The organism is Gillisia limnaea DSM 15749 (genome assembly GCF_000243235.1).
In the GTDB taxonomy this organism is placed as follows: Bacteria; Bacteroidota; Bacteroidia; order Flavobacteriales; family Flavobacteriaceae; genus Gillisia; species Gillisia limnaea.
The window spans coordinates 3,526,634-3,539,575 of record NZ_JH594606.1 but is presented as its reverse complement, the minus strand read 5'-3'; the positions used below and the strand labels follow the sequence as shown (position 1 = coordinate 3,539,575).

The window sequence follows — 12,942 nt, the reverse complement described above, 5'->3', positions numbered from 1 at the left end:
TTTTTTTCTATAGGAAAGGGTTTTAGTACCTTTGTACTACCTAATAGTATTTCAAAAGAAAAGAATATGCCCATAACCATTATGGGGGATAGAGAATTTGAAAATGTCCCTTCAATTAAGAGTAAAGCTTTACGAATCAATCTCAACGAAAATATCTATGGGACCTTTGCCGAAATAGGTGCCGGCCAGGAGACCGTTAGGAATTTCTTTAGATCCGGCGGTGCTTCAGGTACGATTGCTAAGGCAATGAGCGCCTATGACAAAGACTTTAGTGATGCCATCTATGGAATTGAAGAGGACAAACGCTATGTTACGGAGGTTCGACTTAAGAAGATGTTATCTCATGAAATCAATTTAATTGAAGAAAGAATAAGCCGCGAAAAACATCCTAATAAGTTATTCTTTAGCTACGCAAATACAGTGGCAACCATTGATTTCGCAAAACAATATAAAGGCCATGGATGGGTAGGTGTTCGCTACCAGGTAGATCCCAGTGAGGGTTATAACGAGATAAGCCTGCACATCCGTTTTCATGAAAATGACGCACGTCTGCAGCAAATAACCTTAGGCATCCTTGGTGTAAACCTAATTTACGGAGCTTATTATAAATATGATAATCCAAAAAAATTACTCCGGTATTTATACGATCATATAGATAAAGATCAACTTGAAATTGACACGATAAACTTTTCCGGGCCAAGATTTGAACAGGTAGATAACAGGCTGATGAGTTTACAATTAGTTAAAAATGGCATGACAGATGCGGTAATGTTTGCCCCTGATGGTAACAACATTTTACCGGCAAAAATACTCTATAAGAAGAATATTCTTGCTTTGCGCGGAAGTTTCCGCCCGGTTACCAAGGTGAATATGGATATGTATAAGCAGTCCCTGGAGCTTTTTATAAAAGAAAAGAAGGTTTCAGAAGAAAACACCGAGGTAATCTTTGAAATAACCCTTTCTAATTTAAGAGCTGAAGGAGAGATCGATGAACGCGATTTTATGGATAGGGCAGAGTTATTATGTTCTTTAGGCCAAACAGTAATGATCTCTAATTTTCAGGAGTATTATAAAGTTGTTGAATATTTCTCAAGATTTACCAAGGAGAGAATGGGTCTTGCAATGGGAGTGAATAATCTGGTGGATATTTTTGACGAAAAATACTATCGCCATTTAAGCGGGGGGATCCTGGAAGCTTTTGGTAAATTATTCTTTAAAGATCTGAAGGTATATTTATATCCACTAAAAGATCCGGAAACAGGAGAGATTGTTAATAGTGATAATCTTAAGGTTCATCCAAGGATGAAAGAGTTGTACAAATTCTTTAAATATAACGGTAAAGTGGTGGATATAGAAGATTACAATCCGGAAATTCTGGATATTTTCTCACGAGAAATCCTGCAAATGATTAGTGATGGAAAAAATGGATGGGAAGATATGTTGCCAGAACGGACCTCTGCAATGATCAAAAATCAGAATTTATTTGGATATCTTGAAAAGAAGATCGAGAAGAAGGTATAATTGGAATTGCAAAAAAAAGGGTCGGTTTAACTAAAATTAAACCGACCCTTTTTTTTTATGCAATTCTTTTAATTTTAGCTCCAATCGCACGAAGCCTTTCATCTATATTTTCGTAACCTCTATCTATTTGCTCGATATTATGGATGGTTGAAGTTCCTTTGGCAGACATGGCAGCTATTAAAAGAGCTACTCCAGCTCTAATATCTGGAGAAGTCATCGTGGTGGATCTTAAATTAGATTGAAAATCATGTCCTATCACGGTAGCCCTATGCGGATCACATAAAATGATTTTAGCACCCATATCGATAAGCTTATCCACGAAGAACAACCTGCTTTCAAACATTTTTTGATGAATCAGCACACTTCCTCTTGCCTGGGTTGCAACTACGAGTATAATACTGAGTAAATCCGGGGTAAAACCAGGCCAGGGTGCATCACTTATATTCATTATCGAACCATCGATAAAGTTTTGAATTTCATATCCTTCCGTATGTGCAGGAATATGAATATCATCACCTCTTTTTTCAATAGTTATTCCAAGTTTTCTGAAGGTATTAGGGATAATACCCAAATGTTCCCATCCTACATTTTTAATGGTGATCTCACTCTTAGTCATTGCTGCAAGTCCAATATAAGAGCCAATCTCGATCATATCGGGAAGTATGCGGTGTTCGCAACCTGTAAAGGTATCAACTCCTTCAATATGCAACAAATTGGATCCAATGCCCTGGATTTTGGCCCCCATTGAATTTAGCATCTTACATAACTGCTGTAAATAGGGTTCACATGCAGCATTATAAATAGTGGTAGTCCCCCTGGCACAAACCGCAGCCATTACAATGTTTGCAGTTCCGGTTACCGAAGCTTCTTCAAGCAACATATCGTTCCCTATTAATCCATTAGGCGCTTCAACCCCGTAAAACCTTTCTTCTTTGTTATAACGGAATTCAGCTCCAAGCTTTATAAAACCTTCAAAATGAGTGTCCAGGCGACGTCGTCCTATTTTATCTCCACCGGGCTTAGGAATAAATCCTTTTCCAAATCTGCCCAACAATGGTCCAACGATCATTATAGATCCTCTTAATCCGCTTCCATCCTTTTTAAAAGCTTCACTTTCCAGATACTCAAAATTTAAATCGTCACTTTGAAAACTGTAATTTGATCTTCCTATTTTTTCAATTTTTACGCCTAAATTTCGAAGCAGACTTATAAGCTTGTTGACATCAATGATGTCTGGAATATTGTGAATAGTGACTTTTTCGGAGGTTAACAGTACTGCACAAAGTATTTGCAACGTTTCATTCTTGGCCCCCTGAGGTTGTATTTCCCCGCTTAAGGAATGACCTCCTTCAATTTGGAAAGTTCCCATTTGGTAAGTGTATTTTAAAAGCGTTTACGCCCACGTGCTGGTCGGCTGCTAACTGCTTTTTTTGGTGTGTTTTTGTATTTTTTATTTCCTTTTAACAAGTTTGAAGCTTCACTAAGGTCCTCTTCACTATTTTTAAGATTGATAGTTCCCCCACTTAATTCCTTCAAGTGATCAAAGATCACATCATCATCCACCGTTTCCCGGTTCCAGTTGAGATAGGATTTCTTCATGTGGTTAGCGATGGCAAGTACAAGAGCTTCTTTTAATTGCCCTTCTTCCATTTTTACAGCCTCATCGATCATTCTTTTAATATTGTTTCCGTAAAAACGATATTTTGGAAAATTCTGTGGATAGCCCATTGGAGTTGGATGTGCTTCAAGTAATTCCCTGGTAGGTTTTGGGAAAGGGGAATCTACATCAAGTTTAAAATCACTGATGATAAAAATTTGATCCCACAATTTATGCTGAAAATCGGGAACATCCCTTAAATGAGGGTTCATATTACCCATTATGGCAATAATAGATTTGGCTACTTTGTTTCGTTCTTTATCATCCTCAATAGCAAGGGTATGTTCAACCATTTTCTGCAAATGCCGCCCATATTCGGGAATGATCAGCTTACTCCTTTCAGAGTTATATTCTAGTTCGTATGTCAAAATTGAAATTTAAAGGTAATAACTATAGGTAGAAATTATATCGGGTGCAAAATACTAAATATTATTCAAATCCCCTATTCTTTGAACATTTTAAAGAACAGAAGGTCAACGGCCCGAAACACTACTTCCAGGATAAAAATCAATTGGCTCTAAGAAAGCTAAAGAAACATTTAAAAGGAAGAAATTTCCAGAATTTCGCTGAGATCCAATCTGAATAGGACAGGCGTGTAATAGTCAATTAAAATCACCGATGGAATTAAACAAAGTTTATTTAAATTATATGAGAAAAGGCTTAAAAAGCCGTTAACTATAAGGAGATCACCCCATCCACTTTTTCACCTATCTCCTTGTATTTTTCAATTACGGCATCTGGATTTTTCATCCTGACATTTACCGAAACACTGGTGTATTTTCCTTTTTTAGATTTCGTAGTTTGGATCACAGCCCCCATATTGTCAAATACCTGCTGAATGATCTCTACTTTTGATTCCTTTGTGACCACTATAAATTTATACAAATATTCCGTGGGCCACATGGCTGTATCCTGTAATTTGATCTTTAAATTTTCGTAAAATTCTTCGGGGTTTTGAGCTGAATCCATCATAGTTGTTCTTTCAATAAAGTGCAAATATACAATCTATACTTCATTTTTTTTATAGCATACAAATACCGAAATTTGCAAAGTGAAAAATAAAAGAATACTTATTACGGGAGGCCCCGGTTCCGGAAAATCTTCAGTTATCAAAAAACTGGAGTCCAATGGGCACTGTTGCCTGCATGAGGTTTCCAGGGAAGTTACTGCAGAAGCTCAAAAACAGGGTATCGATCAACTTTTTCTGGAAGACCCTTTCTTATTCAGCTTTAAACTACTCGAAGCAAGAATAAATCAACATCACGAGTCGAAAAGCTCTTCAGAAAATCACATATTCATAGACCGTGGTATCCCTGATGTTCTGGCCTACATGGATTATTTTGGCACAGAATATCCCTCTACTTTCTCTAAAGCCTGTACCTTATATAAATATGAAAAGGTGTTTTTATTACCACCCTGGAAAGAAATTTATGTAAACGATAATGAGCGTTATGAAACTTTTGAGCAGGCAAAAGTCATACATTCCTATCTTGAAAAAACATACCTTGGCTTTGGATATGAGCCTATAGAGGTGCCAAAAGGCAGTATAAACAAACGCTGTGATTTCATATTGAATAATCTTGATGCCTAAACTTGCAGGAAGCAAAACACATACTTCAAAAGTACTGGGGACACGAATCATTTAGGTCTTTACAGGAAGAAATTATTTCCGAAGCATATAAGGGGGAAGATATTATCGCCTTATTGCCTACCGGAGGTGGAAAATCCCTATGTTTTCAAATTCCGGCATTGCTAAAAGATGGAATTTGTATTATTATTTCCCCGTTGGTCGCACTCATAGAAGACCAGGTAGGTAGCCTTCAAAAGAAAGGGATTAAGGCCCTGGCAATCACTTCCGGAATTTCTTTTACAGAGTTGGATGCTCTTCTTGATAATTGCATCCACGGAAATTACAAATTTCTCTACCTTTCTCCAGAGCGTTTACAGCAGGAACTGGTACAACAGCGCATCAAACAAATGAATGTGAATTTAATTGGGGTAGATGAGGCACATTGTATATCCCAGTGGGGTCATGATTTTCGTCCGGCCTATCTCAATATTTCAATTTTAAGAGAATTACATCCGGGAGTTCCTGTAATGGCTTTAACCGCTTCTGCTACAAAGGAAGTTGTAGAGGATATCAAGAAACAATTATTGCTTTCCAATCCAAAGATATTTAAAAAGTCTCTGGAGCGAAAAAACATTGCATTTAATGTTCTTTTTGCTGAAGATAAGATCTACCGACTCCGGGAATTACTGGAAGATAAATCCAAATCTGCGATCATTTATGTGCGAAGCAGGAATGCAACTCAGGAAATCTCGAGGGAACTTGAATATTATGGCTATAAAGTTGCAGCCTATCATGGTGGATTGACCGGGAAAGAGAAATCTAAAAGACTTAGTGGGTGGCTTAAGGAAGATGTGAAAATTATGGTGGCCACAAATGCTTTTGGAATGGGTATAGACAAACCCAACGTACGAAATGTGGTACATCTCAACCTGCCTGAAAGTATAGAAAGTTATTTTCAGGAAGCTGGACGCGCAGGAAGGGACGATCAAAACGCAGCGGCAACCATAATTACTAATAAAAGTGATATTCCTCTCCTTAAAAATCAGTTTATAAACACCCTTCCGGATATGGAATTTGTAATCCTTATCTATAAAAAACTAGTCACTTATTTTCAAATCGCTTATGGGGAAGGCATGGATACAACTCACGATTTTAATTTTGCTGAATTTTGCAACCGCTACCAGTTTAATTCAATAAAAGCCTATAATGCGCTGCAATTACTGGACAGGATAAGTATTCTAAAACTTTCACAGCAATATCAAAAATCGGCACTCTTACAGTTTATAATTTCAAACAAACAGCTTTTTCATTATCTGGAAGAAAATTCCAAATTTGATCCAACCGTGAAAGCGATCTTGCGGAATTATGGCGGAATTTTTGAAAATAAAATGCCCGTGAACCTTTCTTCAGTAGGAAAAAAAGCAACTACTACAGAAGCTGAAGTCATTAAGGTGTTAAATAAGCTACACCAAGATAAGATTGTTGAGTTTGAACATCAGCAAAATGACGCTTCCATCACATTTTTGGTTCCAAGGGAGGATGAAACCGGAATCTATCCTTTTTCAAAATACATAAAAAATCAGATAAAAAATAAAACAGATAAAATAGAGGCCATTCTATCTTATGTGGGAAATGAAAAAACCTGCAGAAGCCAGCAACTTCTGAATTATTTTGGGGAAAACACTACCGAAAAATGCGGAATTTGTTCGGTTTGTCTTCCTCCCGAAAAGAATTTTAAAAAGGATTTGATAAAACACATGTATCTTGGGATTATAGAATTACTGGAATCTGGTGAGAAAAACTCAAGAGAACTTGTAGCAGCACTTCCCTATCCTGAAGCTGGAATACTCAAGGTGTTGCAGTTGATGATGGAAAAGGATATTATCAATTTAAATGCAAGCAATAAATATAAGTTAAAACATTTATGAAAAATTTACGAATAGTTTTTATGGGTACGCCGGAGTTTGCTGTTTCTACATTAAAAGAAATTATTAAAGCCGGTTTTAATGTGTTGGGCGTTGTGACTGCTCCAGACAAACCTTCTGGGCGTGGGAGAAAACTTCAGGAAAGCGCAGTTAAACAATATGCAGTAGCTCATGGCCTCCATGTATTGCAACCGGTCAATTTAAAATCTTCTGAATTTATTGAAGAAATAAAAGCCTTAAACCCAAATATTCAGGTAGTAGTAGCATTTAGAATGCTGCCCAAGGTCGTTTGGCAGTTACCCGACTATGGAACTTTTAACCTTCACGCTTCCCTCCTGCCTCAATATCGCGGAGCAGCTCCAATAAACTGGGCTATCATAAACGGAGAGACCGTAACCGGAGTATCCACGTTTTTTATAGATGAAAAGATAGATACGGGTGCGATGATCCTTCAAAGGGAGGTTGAAATTAAAGCGGATGAAAGTGTAGGCGAATTACATGATAAATTGATGCAAACAGGTGCAGAACTTGTTGTGGAAACCCTTGAGTTAATCCAAAATAACAAAGTTATTCCCACGAAACAAAACCTTGAACTCGCATTAAATGAAGCTCCTAAACTCACAAAGGAAAATACCCGAATAAACTGGAATGTTTCAATAGAGCAAGTTTACAATTTTATAAGGGGTCTAAATCCATATCCTGCTGCCTGGACCAATTTGAAAAATGACAGGGAACAAGTACAAATGAAAATTTATCAAGCTGAAATCTCGAAGGAAATACATAAATTTTCGATTGGGGAATTGCTTTTGGTTGAGAAACAGCTAAAGGTCGCTGTTAAGGACGGTTTTGTAATTTTAATGGAAATTCAGTTACCGGGAAAACGAAAAATGCTCACCAAGGAACTTTTAAATGGCTATTATTTTGAAACAGATGCCAAAGTTCTCTAAGGCCTTGTGATTGCTGAAACTATGAATTTTCGTGAAAATCAATCTTATTTTATTAACAAAATGTTAAAGTTATCAACAAAAATCCGTATTTCCCTTGTTATTACTTGCACGGCTTAGAAATCCACATAAATTTGTAAAGCAAATTAACAGAACGTTTAACCAACAATTAATTTAAAATTCAAATTATGAACAAAACGGATTTAATCGATGCAATGGCTGAAAACGCTGGTATCTCAAAAGCAGCAGCAAAAAAGGCATTAGAATCATTCTTAGAAAATGTAGAAAAGTCCCTTAAAAAAGGTGATCGTGTTTCTTTAGTTGGATTTGGTTCCTGGTCAGTTTCTAAAAGAGCTGCTCGTGAAGGAAGAAACCCACAAACTGGAAAAACTATTAAAATTGCTGCAAAAAATGTAGTGAAATTTAAAGCAGGAGCAGACTTGCAAAAAGCTGTAAACTAATTCTTAGTAATTAGTAAATAAAATCAACTCTCCCTCGGGAGAGTTTTTTTTTACAAAAAACAATAAAAATCATTTGAAATTAATAATTAAATCTTTAGATTTAATTAAAGTATTTAATTATGATAGCTTTAAAACCATCCAAGGGACTCCTTTTAGTGGCTGAGCCTTCAATCATTGGAGATGCATCTTTCAACCGATCGGTGATTTTGCTTGCAGAACATTCCGAAAGTGGCTCAATTGGTTTTATACTTAATAAGGTTCTTGATTTCACCTTGAATGACCTAATCCCTGAACTCGATAAAGGATTTAAGGTTTATAATGGCGGGCCTGTAGAACAGGACAACTTATATTTCATCCATAAGGTTCCGGAGCTTATTCCGGAAAGCATAGAGATTGCGAACGGCATTTATTGGGGCGGTAACTTTGAAGTTGTAAAAGAATTGATCTTAAACGATTTGATTACTGAGAAACAAATACGATTTTTCCTGGGATACTCAGGATGGGATGCACAGCAGTTAAAAGATGAACTAGACACTAATGCATGGATCATAAGTTCTCATCAGGATGCAAAAGATATTATAGAACGTCCATATCGCTCCTTTTGGAAAGATAAAATGATTGAATTGGGCGGGGATTATATGCTATGGTCCAATGCACCGGAAAATCCAAGTTACAACTAGGCAAGCCTTGCCTTTACATTAAGTTTTGAAAGAAGTTCTTTCGCCACTTCTGCCCCAAATTCCTTTTTTCTATATTTTGTAACCGGCTGTATCCCTACAATCACATTGGTAATAAACAATTCATCGGCTTTTTGAAGTTCAAAAGGTGAAATTGATGCTTCCTCTATTTCAAGATCCATCATCTTTTTGATTATCGAGATCACCTGTTTTCTTATAATACCATTCAAAGCACCTTCAGCTAGCGGCGGAGTTTTTATTTTGTTATCCTTCACAAGAAAAATGTTCCCGTTTAAAGCCTCTACAACGGCTTTATTTTCATTTAGAAGCAAACAGTTGTTATATTGATTTTCCTTAGCGTATATGCTCCCCAATACATTTATAGCGCGGTTATTGGATTTAATAGAAGATAATAATCCGCTTGTGATGTAATGGTCTTTAAAAAGCTCTATTTCGTATTTATCGGAATTGAATAAATAAAATGGATCTTTTAATTCCTCGGCCAGAATAAAATAATCGATATCCAGGGTTTTAGGTTTATAATAACCTCCTTGTTTTCTATATACGGTAAACTTGATTCTTGCCGGAGAATTTTCAAGAAGGTTTTCTTTGATTAAATTCAGGATTTGCTCTTCCAGGAATTCTGGTGAAAAATTTTCAGGAATTTCCATTCTCATAATTCTCATGGATGCCATAAGCCTAAAATAATGATCCTCCCAGAACATTATTTTTCCGCTTATAACCCGAATAGTTTCAAATACCGAATCCCCATAAGCTAATCCCCTATTAAAAACAGTAATTGTTGCCTGCTCGTTTTCGACTATATTTCCGTTTAAATTTATCATAAAAAAACCCCGTTTAATAAACGGGGCAAATGTAGTATTTAAAATAAAGAAATCTAAGAGGAACCCAAAATCTGTTTTAGATCGGAGATCATATTCTCCCAAAGCATTTTTCCTTCGTCAATTTCATCTTCTTCGGCAAAATCTGTTATCATGATGGAAACATCTTTGGTAATTTCATCCACCTGAATTCTTATTTCAAAATAATATGGGGTGTCTGTATCATCTTCCCAACGAAATTTGATTCGTTCCCCGTTCTTTTTACTCACCAAATTGGCCTTCTCCTCAGATCCATCCCAAATAAAAGTAAAAAGTTCACCTCTGGAATTTACATTATCCGCATACCACTCACTTAATCCAGAAGGTGTTGAAATATATTGATATAATAACGAAGGGGATGCCTGAATAGGAAATTCCATCTCGTACTTAACTTTATCTTCCATGCTTTATTTGTTAGTTTTGGGCAATATAAATATTAATTGCTAACATAAAAAATAAACAAAATAAATATTTCAGAAAATAATATTTGCCTCAACTGAAATAGTTTCTATATTTGCAGCCGCTAAGAAGGATGCCTTGGTTAGTTAAGCATTTTCTTGTTCGCGAAATCATGATAAAATGGCGAGGTAGCTCAGTTGGTTAGAGCGTCGGATTCATAACCCGGAGGTCAGGGGATCGTGCCCCCTTCTCGCTACTAGTGAATCAAAAAAACCCGGGATTTAAATCCCGGGTTTTTTATTTACATATTTATTCCAATATGTTTTTTTAGCTTTTTTGATCCTAAAAACTTTTGCTGCGAATTGTTCTTACCCAAAAAACCATTTTCCAGTTAAAGGATTTAGTCTTTTAAAAACTGGGAGTTAAGTTTATCACACATAAATTGTCGAAATCTGTTTGTGAAATTGGCCAGGTAATTTAAAACTAAGCGTCGTCCAACTAATTGAAAAACAGGGATTGATAAAGGAAATCATTTCCGCATTACGAAAAATAATAGTTCCTTCTGAAAAAAATTAAACATCTTCCTGAATTTATTCCTTTAAAACCTTAATTTACAAGCAATTCAATTTAATAATGAAACATGTAGTTGTACTTACCGGAGCAGGAATAAGCGCTGAAAGCGGAATAAAAACATTTAGGGATGCCGATGGTTTATGGGAAGGTCACGACATTATGGAAGTGGCATCGCCACAGGGCTGGGAACGAAACACTAAAAAAGTCTTACAGTTTTATAACGAACGCCGCAAACAGCTTTTAGCGGTTAACCCCAACGCTGCACACCTTGCGCTTGTAAAACTCGAGAAGAAATATAAGGTAAGCGTGGTAACACAAAATATTGATGATCTTCACGAAAGAGCCGGAAGCACTAGTGTTATTCATCTTCATGGAGAACTCTTGAAGGTTAGGAGCACCTTTGATGAAGACCTCATTATGGATTGGAGATCCGATTTAAATCCCGGAGATTTCTGTGAGCATAACTTTCAGTTAAGACCACACGTTGTATGGTTTGGTGAGGCTGTCCCAATGTTTAGCGTAGCTGCAGAAATCACCGAACAGGCGGATATTCTGCTAATAATTGGAACTTCCATGCAGGTTTATCCGGCTGCCGCTCTAATGGATTTTGTGAAACAGGGTACAAGGATTTATTTTATTGATCCTAAACCTACCATCTCCCCGGGCTCTGATATTACAATAATCAACGAAAAAGCGGCTATAGGAGTTCCTAAACTTGTAGACCAGCTTTTAGAGATCACGAATTAAACTTCAATAAATGACCTCTGATCAGGCTAATATGTTATTATAGGAGATAGAATTCAGAAACTCGATGAAATCCAGCCCGAATCGAAAGAGTATACGGCCGAAAATTAGACTCCCTGGCAGGATAAAATATCATTTTTAAATTAACATCAAAACAGTCTTTTTAAAATTTGGTAAAGACTTATCTTTAGCGCTTCAAATTTAAATTAATAAAAATGACGCCGCTTACAGCAATTTCACCAATAGACGGGAGATATCACCAAAAGACCAAAGACCTTATCATTTATTTCAGTGAGGAGGCGCTTATAAAGTACAGGGTTAGAGTCGAAATTGAATATTTTATAGCTCTTTGTAAATTGCCTTTACCTCAACTAAAGAAAATTGATACAAAATCATTCTCAAAACTAAGAGATATCTATAAAAATTTTACGGCTATTGATGCAGCAGCTGTAAAGCAAATAGAAAAAACAACAAATCATGATGTAAAGGCTGTAGAATATTTCATCAAGGGAAAATTTGATAAGCTGGAACTTCAGGAATTTAAGGAATTCATCCATTTTGGCCTTACTTCACAGGATATAAATAATACAGCTGTACCTTTAAGTTTGAAAGAGGCTGTAGAAAATGTTTATTTGCCTTCATTAAATGAAATTATAGTTAAATTAACTGGTTTAAGCAAAGAATGGGCAGCAATCCCACTTTTGGCAAGAACACATGGACAACCGGCATCCCCTACCCGCCTGGGGAAAGAAATGGAGGTTTACACAACAAGGCTAAAGGCTCAGGTAAAGAATTTGAGTATGATTCCACATTCCGCCAAATTTGGTGGTGCAACAGGAAATTATAATGCGCATAAAGTTGCATATCCGTCGGTGAACTGGAAAGAATTCGGTTCCGGATTTGTAGAGGATACTTTAGGACTTGACCATTCATTTCCTACCACTCAAATTGAACATTATGATAATATGGCTGCTCTTTTTGATGCCTTAAAAAGGATCAATACCATTTTGCTAGATCTTGACAGAGATTTCTGGACCTATGTTTCAATGGATTATTTCAAGCAAAAAATAAAAGAAGGCGAGGTAGGATCCTCTGCGATGCCGCATAAAGTAAACCCCATAGATTTTGAAAATAGTGAAGGGAATCTTGGTATTGCCAACGCTATTTTTGAACATCTTTCGGCAAAACTACCAGTAAGTCGTTTGCAAAGGGATTTAACCGACAGTACTGTTTTAAGAAATATTGGAGTGCCAATCGCCCATACACTTATCGCATTTCAATCGACCCTTAAAGGTTTAAATAAATTATTGCTGAATAAAACAAAAATTGAACAAGATCTTGAAAATAACTGGGCTGTTGTTGCAGAAGCGATTCAAACCATTTTAAGAAGGGAAGGTTATCCAAATCCTTATGAAGCTCTTAAAGGATTAACCCGAACAAATGAAGTGATCAATAAAGAAAGTATGTCCAATTTTATTGAAACCCTTAATATCTCTAAGGAAATTAAAACAGAGTTAAAGTCTATTACTCCTCAGAATTACACCGGTATTTAAACCAAAGATTTTAGAATTAAGAAGCCGGGGTTTCCAT

13 protein-coding genes and 1 tRNA gene are annotated in these 12,942 nt (G+C 36.4%); 9 read left to right on the top strand and 5 right to left on the bottom strand.

Features of this window, described 5'->3' with window-relative positions; genetic code table 11:
• Window positions 1–66 precede the first annotated feature (66 nt).
• Window positions 67–1,521 (top strand): hypothetical protein, encoded by a 1,455-nt coding sequence (locus GILLI_RS17445; RefSeq protein ID WP_006990449.1) that lies wholly within the window; start codon window positions 67–69, stop codon window positions 1,519–1,521.
• A gap of 55 nt (window positions 1,522–1,576) precedes the next feature.
• Here GILLI_RS17445 and murA read toward each other — a convergent pair whose 3' ends face one another.
• From murA to GILLI_RS17430, 3 genes are all read right to left on the bottom strand, one after another.
• The gene (gene murA / locus GILLI_RS17440; protein ID WP_006990448.1) at window positions 1,577–2,890 is read right to left on the bottom strand and encodes a UDP-N-acetylglucosamine 1-carboxyvinyltransferase; all 1,314 of its coding nucleotides are present in this window, start codon (window positions 2,888–2,890) and stop codon (window positions 1,577–1,579) included.
• Window positions 2,891–2,904: 14 nt separating this feature from the next.
• Window positions 2,905–3,546: a DUF4290 domain-containing protein gene (locus GILLI_RS17435; RefSeq protein ID WP_006990447.1), complete on the bottom strand. Its 642-nt coding sequence runs from the start codon at window positions 3,544–3,546 to the stop codon at window positions 2,905–2,907.
• 307 nt (window positions 3,547–3,853) lie between these two features.
• Window positions 3,854–4,147, bottom strand: coding sequence for a DUF493 family protein (locus tag GILLI_RS17430; RefSeq protein ID WP_006990446.1), 294 nt, complete (start codon window positions 4,145–4,147; stop codon window positions 3,854–3,856).
• Window positions 4,148–4,229: 82 nt separating this feature from the next.
• On the opposite strand from GILLI_RS17430, the gene GILLI_RS17425 reads away from it, so the two are divergent.
• The 5 genes from GILLI_RS17425 to GILLI_RS17405 all read left to right on the top strand — a co-directional run bounded on the left by GILLI_RS17425 (window position 4,230) and on the right by GILLI_RS17405 (window position 8,758).
• Complete coding sequence (locus GILLI_RS17425) at window positions 4,230–4,769, top strand: AAA family ATPase (RefSeq protein ID WP_006990445.1); 540 nt, start codon at window positions 4,230–4,232, stop codon at window positions 4,767–4,769.
• Between the two features lie 2 nt (window positions 4,770–4,771).
• Entirely contained in the window at window positions 4,772–6,676 is a 1,905-nt protein-coding gene (locus tag GILLI_RS17420) for a RecQ family ATP-dependent DNA helicase (protein WP_006990444.1), read from the top strand.
• Entirely contained in the window at window positions 6,673–7,620 is a 948-nt protein-coding gene (fmt, locus tag GILLI_RS17415) for a methionyl-tRNA formyltransferase (protein WP_006990443.1), read from the top strand. The genes GILLI_RS17420 and fmt overlap by 4 nt, the downstream gene beginning before the upstream one ends.
• Before the next feature lie 185 nt (window positions 7,621–7,805).
• Window positions 7,806–8,078 (top strand): HU family DNA-binding protein, encoded by a 273-nt coding sequence (locus GILLI_RS17410; RefSeq protein ID WP_006990442.1) that lies wholly within the window; start codon window positions 7,806–7,808, stop codon window positions 8,076–8,078.
• A 119-nt stretch (window positions 8,079–8,197) separates the two neighbouring features.
• Window positions 8,198–8,758: a YqgE/AlgH family protein gene (locus GILLI_RS17405; protein WP_006990441.1), complete on the top strand. Its 561-nt coding sequence runs from the start codon at window positions 8,198–8,200 to the stop codon at window positions 8,756–8,758.
• Here GILLI_RS17405 and GILLI_RS17400 read toward each other — a convergent pair.
• Together GILLI_RS17400 and GILLI_RS17395 are read right to left on the bottom strand one after the other, a co-directional pair.
• Complete coding sequence (locus tag GILLI_RS17400) at window positions 8,755–9,600, bottom strand: aminotransferase class IV (RefSeq protein ID WP_006990440.1); 846 nt, start codon at window positions 9,598–9,600, stop codon at window positions 8,755–8,757. The two genes, GILLI_RS17405 and GILLI_RS17400, sit on opposite strands and share 4 nt — an antisense overlap.
• A 53-nt stretch (window positions 9,601–9,653) precedes the next feature.
• A complete protein-coding gene (locus GILLI_RS17395) occupies window positions 9,654–10,040 on the bottom strand; it encodes an START-like domain-containing protein (protein ID WP_006990439.1) in 387 nt (128 codons plus the stop codon).
• A 177-nt stretch (window positions 10,041–10,217) separates the two neighbouring features.
• Here GILLI_RS17395 and GILLI_RS17390 point away from each other — a divergent pair.
• The 3 genes from GILLI_RS17390 (at window position 10,218) to purB (ending at window position 12,905) form a co-directional block, all read left to right on the top strand.
• Window positions 10,218–10,291 (top strand) — tRNA-Met (locus GILLI_RS17390).
• A 377-nt stretch (window positions 10,292–10,668) separates the two neighbouring features.
• Window positions 10,669–11,355 carry an SIR2 family NAD-dependent protein deacylase gene (locus tag GILLI_RS17385; RefSeq protein ID WP_006990438.1) on the top strand — a complete coding sequence of 229 codons (687 nt, stop codon included), beginning with the start codon at window positions 10,669–10,671 and terminating at the stop codon, window positions 11,353–11,355.
• 212 nt (window positions 11,356–11,567) lie between these two features.
• Entirely contained in the window at window positions 11,568–12,905 is a 1,338-nt protein-coding gene (gene purB / locus GILLI_RS17380; protein ID WP_006990437.1) for an adenylosuccinate lyase, read from the top strand.
• The last annotated feature ends 37 nt before the right edge of the window (window positions 12,906–12,942 follow it).